General features: G+C 59.1%; 29 protein-coding genes. 13 read left to right on the forward strand and 16 right to left on the reverse strand.

Going from position 1 to position 26932, the window contains the following annotated elements; translation table 11 throughout:
• Positions 1-27: 27 nt before the first annotated feature.
• Together FHL16_RS22920 and FHL16_RS22925 are read left to right on the forward strand one after the other, a co-directional pair.
• Entirely contained in the window at positions 28-1041 is a 1014-nt protein-coding gene (locus FHL16_RS22920; RefSeq protein ID WP_077749365.1) for a sensor domain-containing diguanylate cyclase, read from the forward strand.
• Positions 1038-1442 (forward strand): GNAT family N-acetyltransferase, encoded by a 405-nt coding sequence (locus FHL16_RS22925; RefSeq protein WP_077749366.1) that lies wholly within the window; start codon positions 1038-1040, stop codon positions 1440-1442. The genes FHL16_RS22920 and FHL16_RS22925 overlap by 4 nt, the downstream gene beginning before the upstream one ends.
• Before the next feature lie 12 nt (positions 1443-1454).
• Here FHL16_RS22925 and msrA read toward each other — a convergent pair whose 3' ends face one another.
• Genes msrA through msrB form a run of 3 tightly spaced genes read right to left on the reverse strand, consistent with a single transcriptional unit; the run spans position 1455 to position 4519 of the window.
• Positions 1455-2162, reverse strand: coding sequence for a peptide-methionine (S)-S-oxide reductase MsrA (gene msrA / locus FHL16_RS22930; RefSeq protein WP_077749367.1), 708 nt, complete (start codon positions 2160-2162; stop codon positions 1455-1457).
• Positions 2163-2193: 31 nt separating this feature from the next.
• Positions 2194-3957: a cytochrome c biogenesis protein DipZ gene (locus FHL16_RS22935; RefSeq protein WP_077749368.1), complete on the reverse strand. Its 1764-nt coding sequence runs from the start codon at positions 3955-3957 to the stop codon at positions 2194-2196.
• A gap of 43 nt (positions 3958-4000) precedes the next feature.
• A complete protein-coding gene (gene msrB / locus FHL16_RS22940) occupies positions 4001-4519 on the reverse strand; it encodes a peptide-methionine (R)-S-oxide reductase MsrB (protein WP_077749381.1) in 519 nt (172 codons plus the stop codon).
• A gap of 152 nt (positions 4520-4671) precedes the next feature.
• Here msrB and FHL16_RS22945 point away from each other — a divergent pair, with 152 nt between their 5' ends.
• The 4 genes from FHL16_RS22945 (at position 4672) to FHL16_RS22960 (ending at position 8527) form a co-directional block, all read left to right on the forward strand.
• Entirely contained in the window at positions 4672-5388 is a 717-nt protein-coding gene (locus tag FHL16_RS22945; RefSeq protein WP_010458041.1) for a response regulator transcription factor, read from the forward strand.
• Entirely contained in the window at positions 5385-6902 is a 1518-nt protein-coding gene (locus FHL16_RS22950; RefSeq protein ID WP_077749369.1) for a sensor histidine kinase, read from the forward strand. The genes FHL16_RS22945 and FHL16_RS22950 overlap by 4 nt, the downstream gene beginning before the upstream one ends.
• A 60-nt stretch (positions 6903-6962) precedes the next feature.
• A complete protein-coding gene (locus tag FHL16_RS22955; protein ID WP_077749370.1) occupies positions 6963-7706 on the forward strand; it encodes a DUF72 domain-containing protein in 744 nt (247 codons plus the stop codon).
• Between the two features lie 116 nt (positions 7707-7822).
• Positions 7823-8527 carry a hypothetical protein gene (locus FHL16_RS22960; RefSeq protein ID WP_010458047.1) on the forward strand — a complete coding sequence of 235 codons (705 nt, stop codon included), beginning with the start codon at positions 7823-7825 and terminating at the stop codon, positions 8525-8527.
• A 172-nt stretch (positions 8528-8699) separates the two neighbouring features.
• Here the strand turns inward: FHL16_RS22960 and FHL16_RS22965 are convergent, their stop codons facing one another.
• The gene (locus FHL16_RS22965; RefSeq protein WP_077749372.1) at positions 8700-9194 is read right to left on the reverse strand and encodes a RidA family protein; all 495 of its coding nucleotides are present in this window, start codon (positions 9192-9194) and stop codon (positions 8700-8702) included.
• 122 nt (positions 9195-9316) lie between these two features.
• Between FHL16_RS22965 and FHL16_RS22970 the strand changes: the two genes are divergently transcribed.
• Complete coding sequence (locus tag FHL16_RS22970; protein ID WP_077749373.1) at positions 9317-10720, forward strand: aminotransferase-like domain-containing protein; 1404 nt, start codon at positions 9317-9319, stop codon at positions 10718-10720.
• A gap of 104 nt (positions 10721-10824) precedes the next feature.
• On the opposite strand, the gene FHL16_RS22975 is transcribed toward FHL16_RS22970, so the two are convergent.
• The 10 genes from FHL16_RS22975 to hmpA form a co-directional block, all read right to left on the reverse strand.
• Positions 10825-11277, reverse strand: a complete 453-nt coding sequence (locus tag FHL16_RS22975) for a hypothetical protein (protein WP_077749374.1) — start codon at positions 11275-11277, stop codon at positions 10825-10827.
• On the reverse strand, positions 11261-11899 hold the full coding sequence (locus tag FHL16_RS22980; RefSeq protein ID WP_177346249.1) for a DUF6036 family nucleotidyltransferase: 639 nt from the start codon (positions 11897-11899) through the stop codon (positions 11261-11263). The genes FHL16_RS22975 and FHL16_RS22980 overlap by 17 nt, the downstream gene beginning before the upstream one ends.
• Before the next feature lie 254 nt (positions 11900-12153).
• Complete coding sequence (cyoE, locus tag FHL16_RS22985) at positions 12154-13041, reverse strand: heme o synthase (RefSeq protein WP_077749375.1); 888 nt, start codon at positions 13039-13041, stop codon at positions 12154-12156.
• An 11-nt stretch (positions 13042-13052) separates the two neighbouring features.
• A complete protein-coding gene (gene cyoD / locus FHL16_RS22990; protein WP_077749376.1) occupies positions 13053-13388 on the reverse strand; it encodes a cytochrome o ubiquinol oxidase subunit IV in 336 nt (111 codons plus the stop codon).
• Positions 13389-14015, reverse strand: coding sequence for a cytochrome o ubiquinol oxidase subunit III (locus FHL16_RS22995; protein ID WP_010458056.1), 627 nt, complete (start codon positions 14013-14015; stop codon positions 13389-13391).
• A gap of 3 nt (positions 14016-14018) precedes the next feature.
• The gene (gene cyoB / locus FHL16_RS23000; protein WP_010458058.1) at positions 14019-16049 is read right to left on the reverse strand and encodes a cytochrome o ubiquinol oxidase subunit I; all 2031 of its coding nucleotides are present in this window, start codon (positions 16047-16049) and stop codon (positions 14019-14021) included.
• A gap of 3 nt (positions 16050-16052) precedes the next feature.
• Entirely contained in the window at positions 16053-16997 is a 945-nt protein-coding gene (gene cyoA / locus FHL16_RS23005) for a ubiquinol oxidase subunit II (protein WP_010458061.1), read from the reverse strand.
• An 816-nt stretch (positions 16998-17813) separates the two neighbouring features.
• Positions 17814-18323, reverse strand: a complete 510-nt coding sequence (locus tag FHL16_RS23015; RefSeq protein ID WP_042932579.1) for a disulfide bond formation protein B — start codon at positions 18321-18323, stop codon at positions 17814-17816.
• 25 nt (positions 18324-18348) lie between these two features.
• On the reverse strand, positions 18349-18891 hold the full coding sequence (locus tag FHL16_RS23020) for an ester cyclase (protein WP_010458066.1): 543 nt from the start codon (positions 18889-18891) through the stop codon (positions 18349-18351).
• A 249-nt stretch (positions 18892-19140) separates the two neighbouring features.
• Positions 19141-20322: an NO-inducible flavohemoprotein gene (gene hmpA, locus FHL16_RS23025; RefSeq protein ID WP_010458067.1), complete on the reverse strand. Its 1182-nt coding sequence runs from the start codon at positions 20320-20322 to the stop codon at positions 19141-19143.
• Between the two features lie 158 nt (positions 20323-20480).
• On the opposite strand from hmpA, the gene norR reads away from it, so the two are divergent.
• The 5 genes from norR (at position 20481) to FHL16_RS23050 (ending at position 25024) form a co-directional block, all read left to right on the forward strand.
• A complete protein-coding gene (norR, locus tag FHL16_RS23030) occupies positions 20481-22031 on the forward strand; it encodes a nitric oxide reductase transcriptional regulator NorR (RefSeq protein ID WP_077749377.1) in 1551 nt (516 codons plus the stop codon).
• 265 nt (positions 22032-22296) lie between these two features.
• Positions 22297-23199, forward strand: a complete 903-nt coding sequence (locus FHL16_RS23035; RefSeq protein WP_010458072.1) for a chemotaxis protein CheV — start codon at positions 22297-22299, stop codon at positions 23197-23199.
• A 27-nt stretch (positions 23200-23226) separates the two neighbouring features.
• Positions 23227-23685 (forward strand): GNAT family N-acetyltransferase, encoded by a 459-nt coding sequence (locus FHL16_RS23040; protein WP_077749383.1) that lies wholly within the window; start codon positions 23227-23229, stop codon positions 23683-23685.
• Between the two features lie 179 nt (positions 23686-23864).
• Positions 23865-24191 carry a hypothetical protein gene (locus tag FHL16_RS23045; protein ID WP_077749378.1) on the forward strand — a complete coding sequence of 109 codons (327 nt, stop codon included), beginning with the start codon at positions 23865-23867 and terminating at the stop codon, positions 24189-24191.
• Between the two features lie 83 nt (positions 24192-24274).
• Positions 24275-25024, forward strand: a complete 750-nt coding sequence (locus FHL16_RS23050) for a YkgJ family cysteine cluster protein (RefSeq protein ID WP_077749384.1) — start codon at positions 24275-24277, stop codon at positions 25022-25024.
• A gap of 157 nt (positions 25025-25181) precedes the next feature.
• Here FHL16_RS23050 and FHL16_RS23055 read toward each other — a convergent pair whose 3' ends face one another.
• Both FHL16_RS23055 and FHL16_RS23060 read right to left on the reverse strand, forming a co-directional pair.
• Positions 25182-25439, reverse strand: a complete 258-nt coding sequence (locus FHL16_RS23055) for a hypothetical protein (RefSeq protein WP_010458080.1) — start codon at positions 25437-25439, stop codon at positions 25182-25184.
• 201 nt (positions 25440-25640) lie between these two features.
• Positions 25641-26012, reverse strand: coding sequence for a DUF6124 family protein (locus FHL16_RS23060; protein ID WP_077749379.1), 372 nt, complete (start codon positions 26010-26012; stop codon positions 25641-25643).
• Positions 26013-26690: 678 nt separating this feature from the next.
• Here FHL16_RS23060 and FHL16_RS34530 point away from each other — a divergent pair.
• A partial coding sequence (locus FHL16_RS34530; protein ID WP_218191867.1) for a hypothetical protein occupies positions 26691-26932 on the forward strand: 242 nt, incomplete at its 3' end.

The raw sequence follows: 26932 nt of genomic DNA on the forward strand, positions 1-26932 counted from the left end.
TTTGATATCAGTGCAAGGAGAGCGGTGATGGGTGAGGCATCAAATATCGAGCCGTTGAAATTCAATGTGTCGGATTTGAACGAGGACATGCTGCACACCATTCTGGAACTGGTCAGTGACGGCATTTGGGACTGGAATGCCAACACCGGGTTCGTCTACCGCAATCCCGGGTGGTACGTGATGCTCGGCTATGCTCCGCACTCCCTGGACAACACCGTGTTTACCTGGGAAAACGTGATGCACCCCGACGATTACCCGCGGGTGATGGCGTTGTTTGATGCGTACCTGAATCAACACGCGGCGGGCTATCAAGCCGAGTATCGCTGCCGCAAGCAGGACGGCAGTTATATCTGGATCGAAGATCGCGGCTACGTGCTGGCACGCAATGCCGACGGATCGGTCGCGCGGATGGTCGGTGCGCACCGCAGCATCGAAGACAAGAAACGCCTCTTCGAGGAGATGGAACGGCGCAATCAATCCCTTGAAGCCATCGTCGAAGAACGCACCCGGGAGTTGTCGCGGGTCAATCAGCAGCTGCAAATTCAACTGGAAGAAAATCGCAAACTGGCGGAAACCGATGCGCTGACATCGATCGCCAATCGCTATCGCCTGGAAAAAACCCTGCCTCAGGAATGCGAGCGTGCCCAGCGCTTTCGCCAGCCGCTGTCATTGATCGCCATGGACATTGATGACTTCAAGAACATCAACGATCACTACGGCCATGCCCTGGGAGACGCGGCATTGGTGCAGGTCGTCGAGACCGTGAAACGCTGCGTGCGCTACGGCGATCTACTGGCACGCTGGGGCGGTGACGAGTTCATCCTCATCCTGCCCAATACCTCGCTGGCCGACGCCCGATCCTTCGCCGAAAAAATCCGCCATGGCCTCTCAAGCATGCCGCCTGTGGGCGAGTTCCAGGTGACCATGAGTTTCGGGGTGGTCCAGCGCTTTGAAGAAGAGCAACAGACCGGCCTTCTGGCCAGGGCCGATCAGGCGCTGTATCGGTCGAAAGTGGCGGGCAAGAATGTGATTTCCGGGTGAGCGCCGTCCTGCATGTCCGCGATGTACTGCCCTCGGAAGCGGAATCCGTGCGGCTGTTTCTTGAGCAGAACGGATGGGCCCACCGCCTGGGATCAACTGAACATTTTGCGCAGTTGATCGCCAGCTCCCAACGTACCGCGCTTGCCGTGAAAGATACCCAGATCGTCGGGTTTGCCCGTGGCATCACCGACAGCCTATCCAACGGTTATCTGTCTATGGTTGTCGTGTCCGGACAGCATCGACGTGAAGGCGTTGGCCGGGCGCTGGTCGAGCATGTCATGGGCGAGAACACCGACATCACCTGGGTTCTGCGCGCAGGCCGTGACGGCGCTTCGGAGTTCTTCTCGCGCCTGGGTTTTGAACCGTCGAGCATCGCGATGGAGCGCCCGCGCAGTCGATAGCTAAAACGCCCTTCACATCCCCGCCTTCACCAGCACCGGTTTCTCCTGATACCGATCCGGGTACAGCTGCTTCAGCTGCGCGACTTTCGGCAGGTCGTTGATCACGATGTATGGATACGTCGGGTGCTCGGTCAGAAAGTCCTGATGTTCCTCTTCCGCCGGGTAGAAACCGTTGTAGGTTTCCAGCTTGGTGACAATGGGTTTGGTGAACGAATGGGCGGCGTCGAGCTGGGCAATGTAGGCCTGGGCGACGCGCTGCTGTTCCGTGTTCGCCGGGAAAATTGCCGACCGATACTGCGTGCCGCTGTCGGGGCCCTGGCGGTTCAACTCGGTGGGGTTGTGCGCCACTGAGAAATAGATTTGCAGCAAGGTGCCGTAGCTGACCTGCGACGGATCGAAAGTGACTTCGACCGATTCCGCATGACCGGTATCGCCGTCGCTGACACGCTCATACCGGGCGGTGCTGGCTTCACCGCCAGCGTAACCGGAGACGGCTTTTTTCACGCCTTTGACATGCTGGAACACCCCTTGGACGCCCCAGAAGCAACCGCCGGCGAAGACTGCGGTTTCGCTGTGGGCCTGGGTGGTTTCATCCAGGGCAGGCGGCGGGATAATGACGGCCTCTTCAGCAGCGCCGAAAGAAAACGCCGAGCATTGGCCAATGACGCCTGCAGCCGCCAAACCCAACAAGGTACGGCGCCAGGTAACCGGGATTTTCATGAGTCTGACTCCTGAACAAATGATAGGGCGATCAACCGAACGTAAACGCATACGCCGACACACCCGGATCGAGAAACTCGATGCTGAAAGTGCGGTCCGTCACGCCGCCGTTCTGGCGCACCAATTGATACAACCGTTGCTCGGTAACGCTGCCGCTGCCATCGGGGGCGACGTCGGTACCGTGGGCATCGCCGGGGGCTTTTCCGTCGATCAGCACTTTGAAGCGCACCGGTTTGCCGTCTGCGTCGGGGCCCAGTACCAGGTGCAAATCGCGCGCGTGGAAGCGGTAGACGATTCGGCTGGCCGGCGCGCTTGAAATCGCGCGCTCCGAACCGACGTTCCATTGACCGTCCAGGCCCCAATCGTTGAGTGCCAATTGCGTCGGCGTGCTGTACGCCGACACCTTGTCCGGCACCAGACCGGTTTGCGGCACGAAGTGCTCCGCACGCTGGTAGCCGACATAGGTTTCCGGCGACTGGACTTCATTCATGTCCGGGGCCAGTTGAACCCCGGTGGCATCGGCTGTGATCAGCCCATCGGCGACTTTTGAGGCGCCCGCTTCACGCAGCAACTGCTGGATGACGCGTTCCGATTCGGCGTACTCGCCTTCACCGAAGTGGTGATAACGAATGCGCCCCTGCGCGTCGGCAAAATAGTGAGCCGGCCAGTATTCGTTGTTGAAGGCACGCCAGATCTTGTAGTCATTGTCGATCGCCACCGGGTAGTTGATGCCCAGGTCTTTCATGGCTTTGGTGACATTGCCCACATCCCGCTCGAACGCGAATTCGGGCGCATGAACACCGATCACCACCAGCCCCTGATCGCGGTACTTCTCGGCCCAGGCTTTGACATACGGCAAGGTGCGCAGGCAGTTGATGCAGGAGTAAGTCCAGAAATCCACCAGCACGACCTTGCCCTTCAATGCCTGTGCGGTCAGTGGAGGCGAATTGAGCCATTGCACGGCGCCATCCAGCGGCGGGAGGTTGCCCTCAATCGGCAATGCGCCTGGCGCTTTTGCTGACATTTTCATCGCCCCGCCAGCGGCCATCATCGCCCCGCTGTTGTTCGGTGATTTGCCGGCCAAACGGCCCACCAACGCCTGCTCGAGGCCGCCGGTGGAAGCCGTCGAAACCCGCGCCAGGATGCCAGTGTCCAGCCCGAGGGCAATCGCCGCCACACCGGCCAACATCGCCGCGCCCAAACCTCGACGGACCCATTCACCCGCGCCGATCGAGCGCTTCATCGCCGCGAAGACTTTACCGCCCAGCAACAACGCCACGGCGAGGGAAGTGGCGGCACCCGCGGCGTAAGCCAGCAACAGCAACGTGGTGGCGATGCTTGCCCCTTGCAGCGCCGCCCCGGTCAGCAACAGGCCGAGAATCGGCCCGGCACACGGTGCCCAGAGCAGGCCCGTGGCGACGCCGATCAGGAACGAAGCGCCGGGACGCGGACGAGCATCGGCGCCCGCGGCTTCCGACAGTCGGCTGCCGGCCGCCACCAGTGGGCGCGTCAGGCGCTCGGCCAATCGAGGCAGCAGCAGCGTCAGCCCGAACAGTGCCACGAACAGCAACGCGAGCCAGCGACCGTACTGATTGACTTGCACCACCCAGCCGCCGCCCACCGCCGCCAATGAGGCGACGAGCGCGAAGGTCACCGCCATCCCCGCCAACAGTGGCAAGCCACTTTTCATAAACGGCTGCCCGGTGCGAGCGAAGACAAAGGGCAATACCGGCAGAATGCACGGGCTGACAATCGTCAGCACACCACCGAGATACGCGAGAACCAGAAGCCACATAGCATCGACCTGCAATAAATGAGTGAAAGGAAGTGCCCATGGGTCACGCCGCCCCGGGCTCGAAGGTCATCGCCAGACCGTTCATGCAGTAACGCAGGCCGGTCGGCTTGGGCCCATCGTCGAAGACGTGGCCCAGATGCCCCCCGCAACGCCGGCAGTGGACTGCTTCGCGCAGTACGCCGAAGGAACGGTCCTGACGGGTCGCCACCGCCTTGTCCAGTGGCGCCCAGAAGCTGGGCCAACCGGTGCGGCTGTCAAACTTCGTGTCGGATGAGAACAGCGGCAAATCACACCCGGCACAGGCGAAAATTCCCTCGCGATGCTCGTTGTTCAACGGGCTGCTGTAGGCCCGTTCGGTGCCTTCTTCGCGCAGGATTTCGTACTGCTCGGCACTGAGCATCGCGCGCCATTCGCTGTCACTGTGAGTCACCTCGAACACCTCCGACGCACTGGCCTCGCTGACCAGCGCCGAATGGGCGGCAAATTTTGGCAACACACCGATCACCAGGGCTGCAGCGCCCAGCCCGCCGCTCGCTACAAGAAATTGTCGCCGTGAAAACATGGCCATCTCCAAAATTCCAGGTGCCTGATAGGGAACACAGCCTAGGCTTGGGTTGATCGCCAAATCCTCACGGACAGTTAAACAATTCGTGATAACTCGCCCCGGGGAAAACCCGCACAATGTGCCCATTGCGCTACAAAGGATTGAGCTTTATGGAACAGACCAAACGTGTCCTGGTGGTCGAGGACGACCTGCACATCGCCGACCTTATCTGCCTGCATCTGCGCGATGAGCAGTTCGAGGTGGTGCACTGCGCCGACGGTGATGAGGGTATGCGACTGCTGCAGCAAGGAAGCTGGGACGCACTGATCCTCGACCTGATGTTGCCCGGCGTCGACGGCCTGGAAATCTGCCGTCGGGCGCGGGCCATGGCCCGCTACACACCGATCATCATCACCAGCGCCCGCTCCAGTGAAATGCACCGGATCCTGGGGCTGGAACTCGGGGCCGACGATTACCTGGCCAAGCCTTTTTCAATGCTTGAGCTGGTCGCCCGGGTCAAAGCCCTGCTGCGACGTGTCGACGCCATGGCCCGCAACCTGAAAATGGACGCCGGCAGCCTGATCACCAACGGCCTGTCCATCGACCCGATCACCCGCGACGTGTCCCTCGACGGTCGTCGCCTGGACCTGACCCCGCGAGAGTTCGACCTGCTGTATTTCTTCGTCCGCCAGCCTGGCAAGGTGTTCTCGAGGATGGACCTGCTCAACGCAGTCTGGGGCTACAGCCACGAAGGCTACGAACACACGGTCAACACCCACATCAATCGCCTGCGGGCCAAGATCGAAGCCGATCCGGCACAACCTGCGCGCATCCTCACGGTATGGGGTCGTGGCTATAAATTCGCGGCCAAGGAGGAGCAGCCATGAGGCTGACCCTGACACAGCGCCTGTCCCTGGTGTTCGCCATTCTGTTGCTGGTGTGCTGCGGCACCTCGGCCTGGATGCAAGTGCGCTCCAACAAAATGCACGAACTGGAGGTGGTTCAAGGGCTGTCGCGTGATCTCGCCCAGCACATCGCCCGCGACACTGTGCTGATGGACACCAATGGCCTGATGCCCAATGCCGTGCGCGAATTGTTCAGCAAACTCATGCTGGTCAATCCGAGTGTCGAGGTCTATCTACTTGATAACGAGGGGCTCATTGTCGGCAGCGCCGCCCCCGAAGGCCGGATGCGTCGGGATCGGGTCGATCTGGCACCGATCCAGCGCTTGCTCAAGGGCGAGGCGCTGCCGATTCTCGGCGACGACCCGCGCAGCGTCGACGGACGCAAGGTGTTCAGCGCAGCGCCGTTGCAGGTCAACGGCAAGCCGGAAGGTTACCTCTATGTGGTGTTGCTCAGTGAAGAACACGACCGCTTCGCCGAACGCGGTGCCACCAGCGCCGCGCTCAATACGGCGCTGCTGTCTATCGGTCTGGTGGCGTCGTTGTGCCTGATCGCCGGCCTTGCCGCATTTGCCCTGATCACCCGACCGTTGCGTCGATTGACCGATCGAGTCAGCCAGTTCGACATCGACGGAGTCCCCTCGACACCGCCCGCATCGGACCCGGTAGAAAAAGCATCGAGCCACGATGAAATAGCCGTACTCGACGCCGCTTTCCGCCAGATGCAAACCCGTCTCGGCGAACAATGGCGCTCGCTGACTCGCCAGGATCAGGAACGCCGTGAATTGGTGGCGAACATCTCCCACGACCTGCGCACACCGCTGGCCTCGCTGCACGGTTATCTGGAAACCCTGTCGCTCAAGGACGCCACGCTGTCCCCCGCCGACCGCCGTCGCTATCTGGGCATCGCCCTGGATCAAAGCCGCAAGGTTGGCGGCCTGGCGCAATCGCTGCTGGAACTGGTGCGGCTGGAACACGGTTTCGTGCAACCGGTGCTGGAGCGTTTCTCCCTGACCGATCTTGTGCAGGACATCTTCCAGAAGTTCGAACTCACCGCCGAAGCGCGCCAGATTGAACTCAAGGCCAACTTCGCGCCCAACTTCTCCGCCGCCTGCGCCGACCTGGGGCTGATCGAACGTGTGCTGACCAACCTGTTCGACAATGCCCTGCGCTATACCCCGCAAGGTGGAGAAATCGAACTGAGCCTGCGACCTCAAGGGCCCTTTATCGAAGTCACCGTCAGCGACACCGGCCCCGGCATCGCGCCCAAATTGCGCGAAGGTTTGTTTCTGCGTCCGTTCAACATTGGCGGTGCCCGGCGCGATGGCGGGCTGGGGCTGCGCATCGTGCATCGGATCCTGCAACTGCACGGTCGCGAGATTCAGTTGATCGACGTTCCGGGACGGGGGGCGACTTTCCGTTTCTCCTTGCCAGTGGATGAACAAACAGCCGAAAAATGGGCCGTTCGCTCGATGAACCTGAATTCGCTGGGGAAATAGCCCGGTTTCAGCGGTCACAGCTTTGAACCCGATACCCGATGCTGAGGCGAGAAAACGTTGATGACAGCCACGACGCCCTTGTATATCGGCTGCGCCGGATGGAGCCTGCCCCGTGAGCAATGGAGTGCTTTTCCCGACGAAGGCACTCACCTGCAACGGTACGCGGCACAGCTGATGTGCGCGGAAATCAACAGCTCGTTTTATCGACCACACCGCCCGGCAACCTATGCGCGATGGGCTGAAAGCGTGCCGGAGAATTTCAGGTTTTCAGTCAAAGTCCCCAAGCAGATCACCCACGAGGCTCGCTTGGTGAATGGTGAACAGTTGATCGATGACTTTATTGAGCAATGCATCCACCTGGGCCAGAAGCTTGGCTGCCTGCTGATCCAGCTTCCGCCCTCCTTGCCCTTCGACGTCAACACGGCCGAAACCTTTTTCGCCACCTTTCGTTCGCGCTACACAGGCTTCGCCGTGTTTGAACCCAGGCACGTCAGCTGGCAAACAGCCGAGGCGCAGGCGCTGCTGATGGAGCATCGAATAGGCCAAGTGGCAGCCGATCCTTCGCCACTGCCCAATGGCGATGTACCCGGTGCCTGGCCGGGCATCCGCTACTACCGATTGCACGGGTCGCCGCGAATCTACTATTCAAACTACGAGAAACCATGGCTTGAAGACCTGGCTCGAACGCTACACCCCCAAGCCGACGGCGTTCCCACCTGGTGCATCTTCGACAACACCGCCAGTGGTGCGGCGACCGCCAATGCGCTGGAGCTTCAGCGAATGACATCCCAGCGCCAAAAATGATGACCAACCGCCTGTTCATCCGTGACAACTCGGGTCAGGTCCAATAGATTAGGCGGCCTGAAAAGGCCCTGTGCTTTCTCGCCTAAACCCAAGTTAAAAGAAGTAGTGAAATTTCAATGTCCGATTCCAATACCGCTGAATCCGTAGTCACCTTGTCGTCCAAAGCGGAATACGAAAACTCCATCAATCTTTCACAGCATGTGCCACAGGCCAAGACCATCAGCGAGATGGTCCTGGACGCTTTTCAATCCACCCGGGAAAGCGACCAGATCCGCGAGCTGCGCGCCGCGATTCGCCAGGCGCACGACAGCTTCGACGACGATAAAGCCTATGAACTGATGGGCGAACTCAAACAACTGAAAGACGCTGAAGCGTCCGACATTGCCGCGCTGGAAGACCTGAGCAGCAAATTCCCGATCAGCCGTATTCTTTCCAGCTTCAAGGAAGACCCGGCGTTTCAGGAAATTGTCTATGGTCTGGCGTTGAAGGTGCTGAACCAGACTCACCAGGCCATCAGCAACCCAAGCACCGGCAAGAGCAAAGTGGCTCGCGCCAAGAAAGACCTCGAAGTGTTCACCATCAGCAAGGATGGCGTGAGCGTTACGCTGCCGCTGCGCACGCCACGTGCGAGCCTGAACGTTGATCGCAAAGCGCTGGAGTTCCTCGGTTTCACTTTCGTCGGCGAAGGTGAAGACGCGGCCATTGAAAACGAAACGTTCCTGGACAATACCGGGGCCGAACAAGCGGTCAACCGCAAGAACATCATCACTGCTATTCAACAACAAACCGCGTTCGACGGTTACAGCATCGCTGCGCAGTAACCGATCAACCTGAAAGCTTCCAGTCAGCAAGGAACCTGTGGCGAGGGAGCTTGCTCCCGCCGGGCTGCGTAGCGGCCCCAAAAAATGTGGCAACAATGCCGACTCTTGTGAGTGCTACCCACTCAAGCGGGAGCAAGCTCCCTCGCCACAAAAGCAGGTCTGCCCGAAAGAATTATCGCGCTGACGGATGCAGGGCCGCGATCATGTCCACTTCAATCGGCGCATTTTTCGGTAGCTGGTAAACACCGACGGTCGTTCGGGTGTGTTTACCGGCCTCACCCAATACATGCGTGAAGACGTCAGACGCTCCATTGGCAACCTCACTGAGGTCCACAAAATCGAACGTGGATTTCACGTAGACCGTGATGCGCAGCAATGCCTTGAGGTTATCCAGTGAGCCGATGGCCTCACGGATCAGGGCAAGCCCGCGTATCGCGCTGATACCCGCAGCCTCTTGGGCATCGACCAGGTTGAGTTCCAGTCCCACTCGGCCGGGGTACTGGATTTTGCCGTTCATTCGCGGCACCAGCCCGCTGACGTACAGTTCGTCATCGTGCCGGACCACCGGGGCGTAATGCCCGCCGGCAGAATTCTCGTCGTAGATATCAAAGCCAAGTTCTTTCGCCATCGCGAGGAAGCGTTCGTCGCGACTCATTTGATTACTCATTAACCGACCCCCTCTTAATCAATCATGCATACGCGCAGATGATGGTAGAGAGAGATGCGTGTCTTGATCAGGGCAACTTCGTATAAGATCCAACAAACTTTACTGCCAGGGAGACCAGTAAAATGCAGCGCGCCGTCATCGCCGCCATCGAGTTCCAGCCGGGAGTGCCGCTGGTGCAGCAGATCGTCGATCAGCTGTCTTTGGCCATTAACCAGGGTGGCCTGCCGAACGGGGCCAAGTTGCCACCGATTCGCGAGCTGTCCGAGTTGATGAACGTCGGTAAGTCCACGGTGGTCGATGCTCTCGACCGGTTGCGGGCCAAGGGGCTGGTGGTTTCACGCCAGGGTTCGGGGCATTACATTCACCGCCCGAGCATTCAATCCCAGCATGCAACTGGCCCGGACCTGCATCCCCAAGACACACTCAGCCGGGTCCGCCGCGCCTTGCTGCTGAACAACGGCGCGCTGCGCCCCGGCTGCGGATTTCTGCCCGCCTCGTGGCTGCCCGCCGACGAATTGCTCAAAGCCGTGCGCAGCACCCTTCGTGCGACCGCGCTGCGCATGGGCGAGTACGGAGAGGTCGGTGGTTACCTCCCGTTGCGCGAGGCGTTGCGCGTGAAGCTGTCGACCGTCGGCATCGAGGTGCCGGTGGAGCAGATCATCACCACCGCCAATACCGTGCAGGCCATCGACCTGCTGATGCGCCTGTTGATAAAACCCGGCGACACCGTGCTGCTCGACGATCCCTGCTACTTCAACATGCATACCAACCTGGCGCTGCACGGCGCCAAGGTCATCACCATCGCCCGCGATTGCGACGGGCTGGACCTGGAAGCGTTCGAGCAATTACTGATCGCCCATCGCCCAGTGCTGTATATGACCAACAGCACGCTGCACAACCCGACCGGACACTCGTTCTCCGCCGCCCAGGTTTATCGCTTGCTGGAGCTGAGTCACCGTTACGGCGTCCACATCCTCGAAGATGACTTGTATGGCGACATCCAGCAAAGACGCACCCCGCGCCTGGCCGCGAGCGGTCTGGACAATGTCAGTTACGTGTCCGGTTTCTCCAAGACCCTGACCGCCAACAGCCGGGTCAGCTACACCGCGCTATCGCCGCAACTGGCCGCACGCATAATCACCTTGAAAATGGCCTGCGGCGGCGTGACCTCGGAACTGGCGGAGCAGATCACCTGCACCATGCTCAGTAACGGCAGCTACGCCAAACACACCCGGCGCACGGTGGATCGCCTGTATGAATCGAGCAGTCGCGTGACGAGATGGCTGGTAGAGGCGGGATGTTCGGTGTCATCGATAGCGGGTGAAGGGCTGTTCATCTGGACTCGGTTGCCCGAAGGACTGCACGCCGAATCCCTGGCCGGCAAAGGCCTCGAACACGACCTGGTGCTGGCGCCCGGCACCCTGTTGAGCAAAGCCGCCGATGCCAGCAGCTTCCTGCGTTTCAATGTTGCGCATAGCGATAGCCTGCAGGTGCGTGAGCAGTTTTTCCGGCTGCTCGATCGCTGAGTTTTTCTGATGCCATTTTGCTGTTCCAATAAAAGCCCCGCTCTTCTCTCGAAGGCGGGGCTTTCAACCGGAGCTGCATCGGGTTCTTGTTTTGCAACTCAGGCTCAAGAAAATGTTGCGCGTTGCTCCGCCTCGTAATGTCGAGTCTGAAAAGGCATGAGGGTTTGAGCCTTTAGGCCAAGGCCTTCACTCAACCCCCAGGAGGCTGCCAGTTCATCACGGCGACGGCGAAGCGGCGCGGCTGGTTCTGGCTTCACGCCTTGCTTGAAAGTCGAGTAGGCAAAAAGCTCAAGGGCATTAAAGGTTTCCAACACTCGGCTATCAGACACGCATGAAAAACGTGTAAAGCGTTCGAGCAGGTAGCCTGCGCGACGAACCTCGACCTCATCAGAATGCCGACTCAAAAAAGCCGTGACTTCACTTGAGAGGTTCGAGCTTGAGTACCAAACAGCTTTGGCAGCGCTCACAAGCGCAACGTCATCTGCTTGATTCAAAGGACTTTTGACCAAAGTGTCCAAAGCGGATGAGAGGACGTGGCCGCTAAGGGGCTTCGTCATCTGTATTCTCCAGATAGTTTTGCAGAATATTTTCGAGAACAGAGGTTGGTGATTCTTTATTGCCAACATATACATCAATAGCCTGCAACGCCAGTCGGCGGAGCTCAGTGGTGAGTATGAAACCACTTCTGAGCAGCGCCATGATATCGCCAATGTCCTGATCCGTAGCTCTGCCCAATTTAGAAATGGCAATGTCGATAGGCGATGCAATGTGAACATGCAGAGGAGACTCATTCGGAAACTCGGCAAGTGGAAGGCTTCGCTCCCAGTAATCCTCGTGAACAGGCCCAAAGCTTGTGTTGTATTGAAGGTCGTAGTTCAGTTCCATCAATCGACCGGATCGTTCATCGACAAACTCTTCCGGAACCTCTGCGAGCATGGTTTGAAGGTGGAGACCTTTTGGGACATTAGCCTCGTAAATTTCGGCATCGACATCCGTGGAAACACGGTGATTTGTATAGAGGTGAACCGCACACCCACCGAACACAATAATTTTGACCGCCCCAGTGTCTGCAGACTCAAGCATCAACTCAGCTTCGACAGATTTGAACATTGAAATCAAAGCCTGCCCTAACGCCGTGCTCGTATTAACACGGGGATTGATTACGTCCGGCAAATCCATATTCGAACCTCTAGCGACAAAACGCCAGGCAGCTGCTGCAGCTGATTTGGCAAAGTCCGAGGTTAGAAAGACGACTTCCGACCGACAACCTGAAAGGTTTGTAGGAAGATTCTTCCACATGGGTAAGCAGGAGCACTGGGCCTCGCATTAGTTGCGCGCCTACGAGACTTGGTGTGCCAAACGACTGAATCGCACCCAACAAAAAGCCCCGCTCTTCTCTCGAAGACGGGGCTTTTCTTTACAGCAGCTGGCGCTTAAGGCGCGTAAGTCAGCAACAACTCACTCGGCACTTTGAAGTCCAGCGACATCATCACGCTCAACGCGGTGATGGTGAAGATCGAGAACACGAACAGCTTGCGTGCCCAGACCGTGTCATCCACTGCCTTGTAGCCGGTCCAGGCCATGTACAACCAGTACATGCCCATGGCCGCGGCGACGGCGAGGTAGCTCATGCCGGCGTAGCCGCTGAAGGTCAGCATCAAGGTCGCCACGAGGAACGCCAGGATGTAGAGCAGGATGTGCCGCTTGGCCACTTGAATCCCGCGCTTCACGGGCAACACCGGAATCGATGCGGCCCGGTAATCGTTGAAGCGGAAGATCGCGATGGCGTAGGAATGCGGCATCTGCCACAGGCTGAACATCACCAGCAACGTCAGTGCGGCCATGTCGAAGTTGTTGGTCACGGCTACGTAGCCAATCACCGGCGGCATCGCACCCGACAGACTGCCCACCAGCGTGCCGTGAACCGACTTGCGCTTGAGGTACAGGCTGTAGAAGCCGACGTAGATGACGAAACCGATCACCGCGAACAGCGCGGCCAACGGGTTCGCCACCTTGTACAACAATGCAACGCCGGCCACACCGAGGACGGTCGCGAAGATCAGCGCCAGTTTCAGGGAGATCAGGCCCTGGACCAGTACGCGGTTCTTGGTGCGCTCCATCTTCAGGTCGATGTCGCGGTCGATGCAGTTGTTGAACACGCAACCGGAAGCCACCACCAGGGAGGTGCCGATCATTGCCGCCAGGAAGATGGCCAGATCGACATGCCCTTTAGAGGCCAGGAAAAATCCGCCTGCCACTGAAAGCACGTTACCGAAAATGATCCCCGGTTTGGTGATTTGGATAAAGTGCTTAAAGGACATCCGGACTTACCTCACTTCGCCATCATGAACGTGTGGATGCTGAACATGATCCACAGCGACAGGCCCACCAGCAGGACAATCACGATCGCGGCGAAAACAAATGCAATCACGTTGTTACGCTGCGCGGCCGAACGGTCCAGGTGCAGGAAGTACACCAGGTGCACCAGCACCTGGATCACGGCGAATGCCAGGACGATCATCAGGGTGATCGACTTCGGCAGCGTCGGGTACATCACCAGCGCAAACGGGATGACGGTCAGGATCACCGACAGGATGAAGCCGATCGCGTAGGACTTGACGCTGCCGTGGCCGGCGTCGTGGCTGTCATGGGCGTGTGTGTTAGCCATTTACATAGTCCCCATCAGGTAAACAACGGTGAATACGCAGATCCACACGACGTCCAGGAAGTGCCAGAACAGGCTCAGGCAGCTCAGGCGGGTCTTGTTGGTCGACGTCAGGCCATGCTTGTTGACCTGATACATCATGATCGCCATCCAGATCAGACCGCTGGTCACGTGCAGACCGTGGGTACCGACCAGGGTGAAGAACCCGGACAGGAAGCCGCTGCGGCTAGGGCCGTAGCCTTCTGCGATCAACACGTGGAACTCGTTGATCTCCATGCCGATGAAGCCGGCACCGAACAGGAAGGTCATGGCCAACCAGCCCAGGACCTGCTTCTTGTTACCCCGGTAGAACGCCAGCATGGCGAAGCCGTAGGTGATCGAACTGAACAACAGCAGAGCGGTTTCGCCCAGCACGTAAGGCAGTTCGAAGATGTCGTGGCCCGACGGGCCACCGGCGACGTTGTTAACCAGTACCGCGTACACCGCGAAGATCGACGCAAACAGAATGCAGTCGGTCATCAGGTAGAGCCAGAAACCGTATACGGTCATCTCGCCCGAGTCGTGGTGATGGTCATCGTGCCCATGTCCATCGACATGGGTGTGTCCAGCATTGGTCACTAAGTTCGACATGGTTTAAGCCTGTTCCAACGAGGTTTCAACACGGGTGGCGGTGGCCGGGATTTTCCCTGCCGCGACCAGACGCTTGTGCTGCTCGGCTTCGATGCGTTCGATCACATCGACCGGCACCATGTAGCCTTGATCGTCACGTGCAGCGTGGATCACGAAGTAGATGACAGTGCCAGCCAGGCTCGCGATTGCCAGCCACCAGATGTGCCAGATCATCGCGAAACCGAACACGGTCAACAGCGCGCCCATCACCACGCCAGTGGCGGTGTTGTTCGGCATGTGGATCGGCTCGTACTTGGCCGGAGCGCGGTACGCAGTACCGTTTTCCTTGGCTTCGGTGAACGGGTCGATGCAGTCGGCTTTCGGCAGCACGGCAAAGTTGTAGAACGGTGGTGGCGACGAGGTCGACCATTCCAGCGTGTGGGCATTCCACGGATCACCGTGTTCGCACATGTTCTCTGGCTTGTTGCGGTCACGCACACTGACGTACAGCTGGATCAATTGGCAGGCGATGCCGACAGCGATCATCACCGCACCGAACATGGCGACATACAGGTACGGCACCCACTCAGGGTTGGTGGTGGCGTTCAGACGACGGGTCATGCCCATGAAGCCCAGTGCATAGAGCGGCATGAACGCGACGAAGAAGCCGCTGATCCAGAACCAGAACGCTGCCTTGCCCCAGCCTTCGTGCAGCTTGAAGCCGAACGCTTTCGGGAAGTAGAAGGCGAAACCGGCGATGTAGCCGAATACCGCGCCGCCGATGATCACGTTATGGAAGTGCGCAATCACGAACAGGCTGTTGTGCAGTACGAAGTCAGCACCCGGGATGGCCAGCAATACGCCGGTCATGCCGCCGATGGCGAAGGTCACCATGAAGCCCAGGGTCCACAGAACCTGGCTGGTGAAACGCAGACGGCCCTGGTAAATGGTGAACAGCCAGTTGAATAGCTTCACCCCCGTCGGGATCGAAATCAGCATCGTCGCCAGGCCGAAGAAGGCGTTGACGTTGGCACCCGAACCCATGGTGAAGAAGTGGTGCAGCCAAACCATGAAGCCCAGTACCGAGATCGCGCCGGAAGCGTAGATCATCGAGTGGTGGCCAAACAGTTTCTTGCCGGTGAAGGCCGAGATGACTTCCGAGAAAATGCCGAATGCCGGCAGGATCAGGATGTACACCTCAGGGTGACCCCACGCCCAGAACAGGTTGACGTACATCATTGGATTGCCACCAAGTTCATTGGTGAAAATGTGGAAATCCATGTAACGGTCAAGCGTCAGCAGTGCCAGGGTAGCGGTCAGGATCGGGAACGAAGCCACGATCAGGACGTTGGCCCAGGTGCAGGTCCAGGTGAAGATCGGCATGTCCATCAGTTTCATGCCAGGGGTACGCATTTTCAGCACGGTGGCCAGGAAGTTGACCCCCGTCAGCGTTGTCCCCAGACCCGATAGCTGTAGCGCCCAGATGTAGTAATCCATCCCCACGCCCGGACTGTATTGCAGGCCCGACAGCGGCGGATAGGCAACCCAACCGGTCTTGGCGAATTCGCCGACGCCCAGGGACAGGTTGATCAGCACCACGCCGGACACCAGCAGCCAGAAGCTCAGGGAGTTCAGGAACGGGAAGGCAACGTCACGCGCGCCGATCTGCAGCGGCACTGCAAGGTTCATCAGGCCGGTGAAGAATGGCATCGCCATGAAGATGATCATGATCACACCGTGGGCGGTGAAGATCTGGTCATAGTGTTCAGGCGGCAGGTAGCCAGGCGAACCCTCGGTGGCCATGGCCAGCTGGGTACGCATCATGATGGCGTCGGCAAAACCGCGCAGCAGCATGACCATGGCGACGATGATGTACATCACGCCGATTTTCTTGTGGTCGACCGACGTCAGCCACTCGGTCCACAAGTAGGTCCACTTCTTGAAGTAGGTGATTGCAGCGAACAGTGCCAGACCACCGAGCGCGATCATGGCGATGGTTATCATCACGATCGGTTCGTGGAACGGGACCGCTTCCCAACTTAATTTACCAAACATCGTTTACTCCTCTGCCCCGGCAGCTGAATGCGAGTTCATGTCCATTCCTTGCGTAGCGGCCACTTCTTTCTCTTTCTTCTCGTGCTTCACCTTAGGACCCGGTTTCATGCCTTCGTACTTGTCGACGATGGTCTGGAACAGGTTCGGCGTCACCGAGGAGTAGAGCTCGACTGGGTTGTTCTGGCTCTGCTTGGCAAGGGCTGCGTACTCAACTTGTTCAAGCTGCTTGGGTGACTTTTTGACTTCACTTACCCAGGCGTCGAAATCTTCCTGGGAAGTTGCGATCGCTTTGAATTTCATACCGGTGAAACCCGCGCCGCTGTAGTTGGCGGAGATACCGTCCATTTCAGCGTTACGGTCAGCGATCAAGTGCAGCTTGGTCTGCATGCCCGCCATCGCGTAGATCTGGCCGCCCAGGCCCGGGATGAAGAACGAGTTCATCACGGCGTCGGAGGTGATCTTGAAGTTGATTGGCGTGTGCGCCGGGAACACGATCTTGTTGACCGTGGCAATGCCTTGTTCCGGGTAGATGAACAGCCACTTCCAGTCCAGCGCGACCACTTCGATGGTCACAGGCTTGACGTCGGATTGAATCGGACGGTACGGGTCCAATTCGTGGGTCGAAATGTAGGTGATGTAACCCAGGGCAACGATGATCAGGACCGGGATGGTCCAGACGGCCACTTCGATTTTGGTCGAGTGAGACCATTTCGGGGTGTAAATGGCGTCCTTGTTAGAGGCACGGTACTTCCAGGCGAACAGGAAGGTCATGACGATAACCGGCACCACGACCAACAGCATCAGCAGCGTGGCGGTGATGATCAGGTTTCGCTGTTCCAGGCCGACCTGGCCCGTGGGATTGAGCAAGGTCATGTTGCAGCCTGACAGCAACAACGTGCCGAGCAGCGGCAATAAGCCTAGTAGTCTGGGGTACCTGTTTTTACTCATCTCACGACCTCTAAAGCAGCTTGCGCAATGCAGTTGGGTTTTGATCGCCAACACTTCACCCTGCCAAGGGTTGGCATTTTTCTTGGATTGAATAAGGGCTGCCCGTCGCGCGTCAGACGCTGTTCGACAAATCCTGGGCTAGCGGTAAGTTCTTATTCGAATTCGTGGTCAAAGGCCTTGTTACAGACCAATTCCATTTGGTGCGGATAGTTGGAAGGCTCCGACACCTGGGAGTCGCACGAAGCGTTCAAGCCCCTCGACGCCCTGTTTTCCTGCTCAAGGTGAGCAGTGCCGGAATTCAGTGCGGGCGATTGTAGATACGTAGCGACTCATAAACCATGTCTCATCCCGAAATAATTTTTATCCATTCCAGCAACAATCATTAACGGATTTTGCAAAAGTGCGGCATCTTATCGAAATTAATTCTCAACAAAAACACCAAAATTTGTAGGTCTACAGGGCGCAGTTCAGACAGCTATCGGGGCTGACGCAGACACTTCGACGGTGCCCTAGCCCCTACAAGACAAGGGCTCTGGCGATTTGCCAGCCGCTGTTAAAACTGTCTGCTTGCGTGCGATGGCCAATAAATCGGCAGACGCCTGAGCAGGCCAATTTTGTTGCCAGGCCATACACCGATTCTGCCCGTTGAAATGCCTTGCGACAGTCACGCTGTGACAACATGTCGCACACGTGTCGCACCCTTTCTTGTCGCACATCACGGACTTTTTATTTGTCCCTTGAAATGCAAAACGCCCCGGCCCTCTTGATGAGGACCGGGGCGTTTTTTCACGTTATCCGCACGAGTGGCGGATGACCTCAGCGCAGTGCTTTGCGGTTACGCGAAGTGAGCAGCGGCACCAGCACCACGATCAGCACGAACGCCACCAGCGCCCACTGCGCCAGCGACAAACCGAGGATCGGCGGGTATGGCGTGGAGCAGAAACCGTCGACCTGAAAGCCCAGCGGGAAAATCTTCGCCAGCGGCAGGCCATCGACAATCGGTTGCAGCACATCGATGCCACAGCTGACCGCCGGGTAGAACTGGGTGTAGACGTGATGCCCGGCCACCGCGACGCCGGCCAGTGCGAAAATCACCACCAGGGTTTCAAACACCGTGATGCTGCGGCGGGTGCGCATCGCCGCGCCAATGAAGGCAAACAGCGCAATCAGCAACAGCGCGTAACGTTGCAGGATGCACAGCGGGCACGGCGCCTCGCCCAGCACAACTTGCATGTACAGCGCGCCACCGATCAGCGCCAGGCAGATGATGCCCAGCAACACCAGGTAGCGCCGTTCACGTCCCAACCGCATTGTTTCCTCGCTCATCGCGTTTCCCTTTTATGCTCGTGGATCAGCTCGCCGGCGGCTGCGCTTGCAGCTGCTGCATCAGGCTGATGTTGTCTTCGATATGCCAATTGGCCGCGATGCGACCGCTTTTGATCTGATAGATATCGGTTGCCCGGAAGTCTACACGCTGGCCCTGACCTTTGAGAGCCTTGAACGGACCAGTGAAGTGACCGCGAAAGTGCAAATGCACTACCACCCGGTCGCCAGCAATGATCATTTGCTCGATCTCGCAGCTCAGGTCCGGCACCGCCGTGCGGAAAAACTTCGACGCCAGCAGCGGCCCGGTCGGCCCCTGGACCCGGCCTTCAGGCGGGGTCATGTCGATGAACTGCTCCGACAAGGCCGCCTTGGCCAACGCCTCCTCCCCGCTGTTCCAGAAACTACCGTAACGACGAGCTGCCAATTCCATCGCATCACGCTGCGCCTTGGGCAGGCTCTGATCGACGATCAAGGTCTGCGGCTGGAGCAAGGCGGATTCGGCGAACGCGAAAGGGCTGGCCAGTAACGCAGCCGATAGAACGAGACGGGAGAAGGTGAAGTGAGTCATGGGGCGATCCTGATCATGTAAACGAACGAGCGCCTATCATCAGCATCGGGGAATAAACGATAAACCGGTTAAGAACGGATTAACTTTTAAGGGATTTTTACGAATCGGGACCGCGGCGCGTCTATCGCGGGCAAGCCCCGCTCCTACAGGTTTTGTGTTGTTCGCGCGATTGCGCAACGGTACAAAACCTGTAGGAGCGGGGCTTGCCCGCGAAGCAGGCGACTCGGTCTCCCGAGTCGCCGCAAACAGTTACTCCAACGCCGAAGCCGGCCCAAAGAACTCGTAACGGCTCTGCTTCTCCGGCACACCCAACGCCTTGAGGTGACGCTTGATTGCCGCCATGAACCCTTTCGGCCCCAGGAAGTAAGCATCCAGATCGCGCTGCTCCGGTAGCCACTCGCCCAGTTGCTCGCGGCTCAACAGCCCGACCGTGTCGGCCGCCGGGCTCACGCCATCATCTTCGGCGTAGCAATAGAAGCGTTTGAGTTGCGGGTGACGCTCGGCCAAGCCATCGATCCAGTCGCGGAATGCATGAACGCTGCCGTTACGCGCGCAGTGGATAAAGTGCACCGGCCGCTCGGTGGCCAGCGCCGCTTCCAGCATCGCCAGCGTTGGGGTGATGCCGACACCACCGCTGATCAGCACCAGCGGTTTGTCACTGGCGGTCAGGGTGAACTCGCCCGATGGCGGAAACAGTTGAATGCTCGAACCAACGTGCAACTGATCGTGCAAGTGGTTGGAGGCGCGGCCACCGGTTTCACGCTTGACGCTGATGCGGTACTGGCCCTTGTTGGCCAACGCCGACAGCGAGTAGTTACGACGGATCTCTTCGCCATCGAGGATCAGTTTCATGCCAATGTACTGGCCCGGTTCCGCTGCCAGAATCGCGCCTTTGTCGGCAGGTTCGAAGTAGAACGAGGTGATTTCCGCGCTTTCCTCGACCTTGGCCGCCACGATGAATTCCCGCGCCCCGCGCCAGCCACCGGGGGCCTGTTCCTTTTGATCGTAAATGCTGGTTTCGGCGCCGATCAGGATGTCGGCCAACTGACCGTAGGCCGCGCCCCAGGCACTCATCACCTCAGGGGTGGCAATTTCTTCGCCCAGCACTTCGGAGATCGCACGCAGCAGGCAAGTGCCGACAATCGGGTAGTGCTCCGGCAGAATTTGCAGGGCCACGTGCTTGTTGATGATCTTGGCGACGAGGTCGCCCAACTGATCGAGCTGGTCGATGTGGCGCGCGTACATCAGAACACCGTTGGCCAGGGCGCGCGGCTGATCACCGCTGGCCTGGTGAGCCTGGTTGAACAGCGGGCGCACTTCCGGGTATTCCGAGAGCATCATGCGGTAGAAGTGAGTGATCAGCGCTTCGCCACCGCTTTCCAGCAACGGCACGGTGGATTTGACGATGGCACGGTCTTGAACGCTAAGCATAAAGTGACTCCTGGGCTACTTTTGGATTGCTAACTGATGACCCTATAGCTATCACTTTCCATGCCAACTATTTAACCCTTTAAAAACAATAACTTATAAACACAGTAGTCATATCGACACACGCTGGCTTATAGTCATCCCGACTACACGGAGTCACTATGACTGCAAAATCTTTGCTTACCGCCCTGCTACCGCTGGTCTCCGACCTGTCCCGCGAACTGCCCGAAGGCGAGCGTTATCGACGCCTGCTCGAAGCCATGCGCGCCCTGCTCCCCTGCGATGCCGCCGCCCTGCTGCGCCTGGATGGCGAGTGGCTGGTGCCGCTGGCCGTCGACGGGTTGAGCACCGACACCCTGGGCCGCCGTTTCAAAGTCAGCGAGCACCCACGTTTCGAAGCGTTGCTCAGCAGCCACGGCCCGACGCGGTTCGCCGCCGACAGCAACTTGCCGGATCCTTACGACGGTCTGGTCGACGGCCTCGACGAGCATCTGGAAGTTCACGACTGCATGGGCTGCCCGTTGTTCATCGACGAGCGTCCCTGGGGCTTGCTGACCCTCGACGCCCTCGACCCGGAAAAATTTGAACCCATCGAACTGGACGCCCTGCAAGCCTTCGCCAGCCTCGCGGCGGCCACCGTCAACGCCGCCGAACGCATCGAACGCCTGGCCAATCGCGCCGAAGACGAGCATCAGCGCGCCGAGGTCTACCGCCAGGCCAGCGGCCAGCAAAACCGCGAGATGATCGGCCAGAGCAAGACGCATAAACGCCTGGTGGAAGAGATCAGCCTGGTGGGCGGCAGCGACCTGACCGTGCTGATCACCGGGGAAACCGGAGTCGGCAAGGAATTGGTCGCGCAGGCGATTCACGCCGCTTCGCCAAGGGCGGACAAACCGATCATCAGCCTCAACTGCGCCGCCCTGCCGGACACCCTGGTGGAGAGCGAATTGTTCGGCCATGTGCGCGGCGCCTTCACCGGCGCCACCAGCGATCGGCGCGGCAAGTTCGAACTGGCCAATGGCGGCACGCTGTTTCTTGATGAAGTCGGCGAACTGTCCCTGACCGTGCAGGCTAAGTTGTTGCGGGTGCTGCAAAGCGGTCAATTGCAGCGCCTGGGGTCGGATAAGGAGCATCAGGTGGACGTGCGCTTGATCGCAGCGACTAACCGCGACCTGGCCGAAGAAGTGCGCAGCGGCCGCTACCGTGCCGACTTCTATCACCGCTTGAGCGTATACCCGCTGCTGGTACCGGCCCTGCGCGATCGCGGGCGCGATGTGTTGCTGCTCAGCGGTTATTTCCTGGAACAGAACCGCTCGCGGATGGGCCTTAACAGCCTGCGCCTGAGCAGCGACGCGCAGGTGGCATTGCTGGCATACGACTGGCCGGGGAATGTCCGGGAGCTGGAGCATTTGATTGGTCGCAGTGCCTTGAAAGCGCTGGGTAACTGCAAGGTACGGCCGAAGATTCTGAGTTTGAGTGCGGCGGATCTGGATTTGCCCAATGGCAGCATCGAAGTGGTCGCCGAGCAACCGGCGGCGGCCCCAATGGCATTGGTGTCGGGGGATTTGCGAGAGGCTACCGAAAATTATCAGCGCCAATTGATCAGCGCTTGCCTGGAACGGCACCACGACAACTGGGCAAGCGCGGCGCGCGAGTTGGGCCTGGATCGGGCGAACCTCGGGCGGATGGCCAAGCGCCTAGGGATGAAATAACCCCCCACTGTGGCGAGGGAGCTTGCTCCCGCTCGGCTGCGAGGCAGCCGCAAAACCTGAAAATGCGGATAGTCTGATAACACACATCACCTGATCGGGAGTGCTTCGCACTCCAGCGGGAGCAAGCTCCCTCGCCACAGGGTTCGCCGTTGGGCCGGGAATGGGTATTTAGCCTAAAGCCTGCCCCCAACAAGTCGATAACCCGGCATCAATAGTTTTTGGCGACTTTTTACTCGCCCATCACCTTTTTCCACAGAAGGTTTTTATGTCCACCACCAAAGCCCGCGCAGACTCACTTTCGCTTCTGCTGTTTACCTTGCGCAGCGGCAAGCTGATGGCAATCAACCTGCTGAAAGTCAGCGAAATCATCCCCTGCCCGCCGCTGACCAAGCTGCCGGAGTCGCACCCACACGTCAAAGGCATTGCCACCCTGCGCGGCGCCTCGTTGTCGGTGATCGACCTCAGCCGCGCCATCGGCGAGCGGCCACTGGAAGACCCGAATGGTGGCTGCCTGATCGTCACCGACGTCAGCCGCTCCAAACAGGGCCTGCACGTTCAGGCCGTGAGCAAGATCGTCCACTGCCTGACCACCGACATCCGCCCGCCGCCCTTCGGCTCCGGCGGCGTGCGCTCGTACATCACCGGCGTGACCTCGGTCGACGGCACCCTGGTGCAAGTGCTGGACATCGAAAAGGTCATCCACGGCATCGCCCCGGCGCAGATCGAAATGGCCCCGACCGAACTGAGCATGGAAGACGCCGAAGTGCTGGGTAACGCTCGGATCCTGGTGGTCGACGACAGCCAGGTCGCGCTGCAGCAATCGGTTCACACCTTGCGCAACCTCGGCCTGCAATGCCACACCGCCCGCAGCGCCAAGGAAGCCATCGACTGCCTGCTGGACCTGCAAGGCACGGCGCAGCAGATCAACCTGATCGTCTCGGACATCGAAATGTCGGAGATGGACGGCTACGCGTTCACCCGCACCCTGCGCGAGACGCCGGACTTCTCGCACCTTTATGTGTTGCTGCACACATCGCTGGACAGCGCGATGAACAGTGAGAAAGCGCGCCTGGCCGGGGCCAACGCGGTGCTGACCAAGTTTTCCTCACCAGAACTGACCCGGTGCCTGATCGAAGCGGCGAAGGCCGTCGCCGAACAAGGTCACTGAGTCATGACCGAACGCTTTTGCTTGCTGATGCGGCGCAACCTTGCCGAGACGGTGCCCGCAATCACGTGGCCGGTCGGCATTGAATTGATCGAGTACCGTCCCGAAGTCGCCCAAGCCGTCCATCACGTGATGGAACTGGGTCACCTGGAAGGCGGTGGTCGTGTGCCGGAATTGGCAATCTGGCAGCGCCGTTTTGAAACCGATCCTGAATACGACCCCACGCTCTGCTTCATCGCTCAAGATGCCGAAGGGATCGTCGGCGTGGCGCAGTGCTGGACCAGCGCCTACATCAAGAAGTTGATGGTGCACCCACGGGCACAGCGACGCGGGGTTGGCCGCGCATTACTGCTCCACGCGTTCCAGGTGTTTCAGGCCCGCCGGGAAGGTTATGTGGATTTGAAAGTACTGGAAGACAACCTTCGGGCGCAGCGGCTGTATGAAAGCGCCGGGATGTATGTAGTCCGCCGAGAATTGGTCCCAGTCTGAGACACCGCCATCGCGAGCAGGCTCGCTCCCACAATGTTTTTTGTCGTACACAAAATCGGTGTCTGGTGAAGATCTACTGTGGGAGCGAGCCTGCTCGCGATGGGGCCGACACATTCAACCCAATACCATCAGGCATACTCCCCCCCTCGGCCAACTCAATGCCCAAGGATGCCTGACCCATGAAAACCGCCACCCTGACCTTGCTCTGCCTTACCGCCCTCGCCCCCCAAGCCCACGCCTCCAGTCCCGACGCCTGGGCCGCCTACGACAAAGCCGTGCTCGCCAGCTGCACCAAAGCCAGCGGCCTGAAAAACGCCAAACCCGTCGGCACCGCCGCGCAGTTCGACGACCGGGTCGACTACACCGCGCTCCTGATGCAAGGCCAATACCCGCAAAAACACATGAAAGGCCAGCAAGGCACCGAACTGTGCCTCTACAACAAAAAGAGCAAAACCGCCTACGTGACCGAATGGGACTCCATCCGCCCCACCGCCAAAACCCAGTGACTGGCGCATAACTTGCTTCGACCCGAGCCTTCGCGGTGTCTTTCTGGCGCCGTTCCATGCCCTCGGAAGCGACCGGCCGCTCAATGAATACGACATTTTCCTGCGTAGGTTGCGGCAAATGCTGCAACGACCACCACGTGCCCCTGACCCTGGCCGAAGCCCGCATGTGGGCGGCCGACGGCGGTCAGGTGATCGTGTTGGTGGAAGGTTTCCTCGGCAACGGCCTGGGCCTTCCCGTGCAGCAACGCGAACACGCCGAACGTCGCTCAGCAGTGGTTCGAAGCGGCACGTCCGAGGCTTACGTGGCGATCACTTTTGCCGCCTACAACGTCGGTCCCTGCCGGAATCTTGACGAAGACAACCTCTGCCGAATCTACGAACGCCGCCCGCTGGTGTGCCGCATCTACCCGATGGAAATCAATCCGCACATTGCGCTGAACACCGCAGTGAAAGAATGCCCGCCCGAATCGTGGGAACAGGGACCGGACTTGATCATCGGGGGTAAGTTGGTGGATCAGGAACTCGCGGGATTGATCCAGCGTTCGCGCCAGGCGGATCGCGACGACATTCAGACCAAGGATGCGATTTGCGGGCTGCTGGGGATTCGGACGACAGCGTTGAAGGGGGATGGATTTACGGCTTATCTGCCGGATATGAAGGCGTTTGCCACCGTCATCGACCAGGTTGCCGCGCAGCCGCTGGCGGGCTCAGGCAGTGATTGGCAGTTTCATGTGTCAGGGGAAGACATCGCCGTGCAAGTGCAGGCGGCCGGGGCGATGGTGGCGACGGAAGTGCCGGTGAACTATGCGTTTATTTCGTTGCGGGTGGCTTGATTCCAGGGCTGTTCAACCTGTTATGGCCCCTTCGCGAGCAGGCTCGCTCCCACCATTGATCTGCGTCGTACACACAAAATCTGTGTCCTGTTGAGATCTACTGTGGGAGCGAGCCTGCTCGCGAAGGCGATTGATCAGGCACTGCAGCGTTTGAAACTCAGCGTTTACCCATCGACCGACGAGTCCCTGGAGGCGCAGCCCCTGGTGTCTTGGTATGGCCATTCTTCGCGCCATTCTTGTACCAAGGCTGGCTGGCATTCTTCGCAGCGGCCAAATCACCCGGTTTGAACGGGAACTTGAACGCCGGGATCGCGGCTTTGGTTTCGCTGTCTGCGCTGGAGTCGACGCTGTCTGGCAGGTCTGCCGGGGCGTCGCTCAAAGCGTCGGCAACCGGCGGTTGTGTCGGGGAAGTCATGAAAGCTCCGGGGTGATGCAAAAAGTCGGGCCCGGTCAGCGAGCCGCGAAAGAGCGGCAGTATACCTGTGTCCAGAGCCGCAAGCTTCACGCCGCAAGCGAGTCCGTCGGGTTTTGTGCCAATCGCGAGCAACCCCCGCACCTGTGGGAGCGAGGCTTGCCCGCGAAGAACGATCACGCGGTAAACCAGACCGAACGCTATCTACCGGGGAACCTCAACCCTATCCAACACCCGATTCACCGCCAACTCCGCCAGCATGATGACCTGCTGAATCGCCATCAGCGTATGCCGCTGCGGCCCCTCCAGGCTCGTCGCAAAATCACTGCTCATAACACTCGCCGACGCCAACGACTCACAGGCATGAGCCAACAGACTTTCAGAATCAACATCAGGATCGACCACAAACATCGTGCTCGGCCGGCGCGGTTTTTCGATGTAGCGCTCGGGGGGATCGAGGTAGTAATCGAGCGCGCGTTTCATGGCTTCGTGGTCTTTGATGAGCGATTCGGCCTGGGTGGTTTCGTCGCGGGGAGAGGTGGTGTTGATGGGTGGATCGGGGATTAACTTATCCATGCAAACTCCTACTGAAATGGGTGCCACCATTCGCCGGATCTCACGCGGCGAAGAGGTGGCAGCTATGTGCAGTGTGAGATCACCGGTAGTAGGCACCCGGCCAGACCGAAGTCTGCCCGCACACAGCCGCCATAACGCATTTACAGGCAGCGGATAAGCTGGCGCCAATTATGGTGGCATTGGCGCTAGATGCATACTAGTTGCCGGGGATCTCACGCCCGGTCGCTGAATTTGCAGCGACAGCCAAAGGTTAGAGAACACGCTTCCTACCCGGCAACCTGAAAAATGCGTGGGAAAACGCTGTGTTTTTTAAACATCTTTCAACACACAAAAATGGAACGCGGAGCGTCCCGGGCGGCATTCCCACGCGGAGCGTAGGGAACGATCAATCGGGGGCAGTAGAGAGAAAATGGTCGGCTGGCAGACCGCTATCGCGAGCAGGCTCACTCCTACAGTGGAACGATGCACGTCTGCAAGAAATTGGTCGGCTGGCAGGCGGCCTTCGCGGGCAAGCCTCGCTCCTACAGTGGAACGATGCACGTCTGCAAGTGATTGGTCGGCTGTCAGGCCGCCTTCGCGGGCAAGCCTCGCTCCTACAGTGGAACGATGCATGTCTGCAAGTGATTGGTCGGCTGTCAGGCCGCCTTCGCGGGCAAGCCTCGCTCCTACAGTGGAACGATGCACGTCTGCAAGAAATTGGTCGGCTGGCAGGTCGCCTTCGCTGGCAAGCCTCGCTCCTACAGTGGAACGATGCACGTCCGCAAGAAATTGGTCGGCTGGCAGGCCGCCTTCGCGGGCAAGCCTCGCTCCTACAGCGGAACGATGCACGTCTGCAAGAAATTGGTCGGCTGTCAGGCCGCCTTCGCGGGCAAGCCTCGCTCCTACAAGGGGTTCGGTGTACACGCTTCGCTTTTCACCAC

It is taken from the genome of Pseudomonas sp. FSL W5-0299 (assembly GCF_005930655.1).
Lineage (GTDB): Bacteria > Pseudomonadota > Gammaproteobacteria > Pseudomonadales > Pseudomonadaceae > Aquipseudomonas > Aquipseudomonas mandelii.

Excerpts from the sequence above, each read along its gene's own strand:
- FHL16_RS22945 (WP_010458041.1), top strand. The coding sequence starts at position 4,672 with ATGGAACAGACCAAACGTGTCCTGGTGGTCGAGGACGACCTGCACATC.
- FHL16_RS23035 (WP_010458072.1), top strand. The coding sequence starts at position 22,297 with ATGTCCACCACCAAAGCCCGCGCAGACTCACTTTCGCTTCTGCTGTTT.
- cyoB (WP_010458058.1), bottom strand. The coding sequence starts at position 16,049 with ATGTTTGGTAAATTAAGTTGGGAAGCGGTCCCGTTCCACGAACCGATC.
- FHL16_RS22980 (WP_177346249.1), bottom strand. The coding sequence starts at position 11,899 with ATGGATTTGCCGGACGTAATCAATCCCCGTGTTAATACGAGCACGGCG.
- hmpA (WP_010458067.1), bottom strand. The coding sequence starts at position 20,322 with ATGCTTAGCGTTCAAGACCGTGCCATCGTCAAATCCACCGTGCCGTTG.
- msrB (WP_077749381.1), bottom strand. The coding sequence starts at position 4,519 with ATGTTTTCACGGCGACAATTTCTTGTAGCGAGCGGCGGGCTGGGCGCT.
- FHL16_RS23015 (WP_042932579.1), bottom strand. The coding sequence starts at position 18,323 with ATGAGCGAGGAAACAATGCGGTTGGGACGTGAACGGCGCTACCTGGTG.
- FHL16_RS22960 (WP_010458047.1), top strand. The coding sequence starts at position 7,823 with ATGTCCGATTCCAATACCGCTGAATCCGTAGTCACCTTGTCGTCCAAA.
- FHL16_RS22970 (WP_077749373.1), top strand. The coding sequence starts at position 9,317 with ATGCAGCGCGCCGTCATCGCCGCCATCGAGTTCCAGCCGGGAGTGCCG.
- FHL16_RS22995 (WP_010458056.1), bottom strand. The coding sequence starts at position 14,015 with ATGTCGAACTTAGTGACCAATGCTGGACACACCCATGTCGATGGACAT.
- FHL16_RS23045 (WP_077749378.1), top strand. The coding sequence starts at position 23,865 with ATGAAAACCGCCACCCTGACCTTGCTCTGCCTTACCGCCCTCGCCCCC.
- FHL16_RS23050 (WP_077749384.1), top strand. The coding sequence starts at position 24,275 with ATGAATACGACATTTTCCTGCGTAGGTTGCGGCAAATGCTGCAACGAC.
- FHL16_RS23040 (WP_077749383.1), top strand. The coding sequence starts at position 23,227 with ATGCGGCGCAACCTTGCCGAGACGGTGCCCGCAATCACGTGGCCGGTC.
- cyoE (WP_077749375.1), bottom strand. The coding sequence starts at position 13,041 with ATGTCCTTTAAGCACTTTATCCAAATCACCAAACCGGGGATCATTTTC.
- FHL16_RS23060 (WP_077749379.1), bottom strand. The coding sequence starts at position 26,012 with ATGGATAAGTTAATCCCCGATCCACCCATCAACACCACCTCTCCCCGC.
- FHL16_RS22950 (WP_077749369.1), top strand. The coding sequence starts at position 5,385 with ATGAGGCTGACCCTGACACAGCGCCTGTCCCTGGTGTTCGCCATTCTG.
- FHL16_RS22975 (WP_077749374.1), bottom strand. The coding sequence starts at position 11,277 with ATGACGAAGCCCCTTAGCGGCCACGTCCTCTCATCCGCTTTGGACACT.
- norR (WP_077749377.1), top strand. The coding sequence starts at position 20,481 with ATGACTGCAAAATCTTTGCTTACCGCCCTGCTACCGCTGGTCTCCGAC.
- msrA (WP_077749367.1), bottom strand. The coding sequence starts at position 2,162 with ATGAAAATCCCGGTTACCTGGCGCCGTACCTTGTTGGGTTTGGCGGCT.
- FHL16_RS23020 (WP_010458066.1), bottom strand. The coding sequence starts at position 18,891 with ATGACTCACTTCACCTTCTCCCGTCTCGTTCTATCGGCTGCGTTACTG.
- cyoA (WP_010458061.1), bottom strand. The coding sequence starts at position 16,997 with ATGAGTAAAAACAGGTACCCCAGACTACTAGGCTTATTGCCGCTGCTC.
- FHL16_RS22965 (WP_077749372.1), bottom strand. The coding sequence starts at position 9,194 with ATGAGTAATCAAATGAGTCGCGACGAACGCTTCCTCGCGATGGCGAAA.
- FHL16_RS22920 (WP_077749365.1), top strand. The coding sequence starts at position 28 with ATGGGTGAGGCATCAAATATCGAGCCGTTGAAATTCAATGTGTCGGAT.
- FHL16_RS22935 (WP_077749368.1), bottom strand. The coding sequence starts at position 3,957 with ATGTGGCTTCTGGTTCTCGCGTATCTCGGTGGTGTGCTGACGATTGTC.
- FHL16_RS22955 (WP_077749370.1), top strand. The coding sequence starts at position 6,963 with ATGACAGCCACGACGCCCTTGTATATCGGCTGCGCCGGATGGAGCCTG.
- FHL16_RS23055 (WP_010458080.1), bottom strand. The coding sequence starts at position 25,439 with ATGACTTCCCCGACACAACCGCCGGTTGCCGACGCTTTGAGCGACGCC.
- cyoD (WP_077749376.1), bottom strand. The coding sequence starts at position 13,388 with ATGGCTAACACACACGCCCATGACAGCCACGACGCCGGCCACGGCAGC.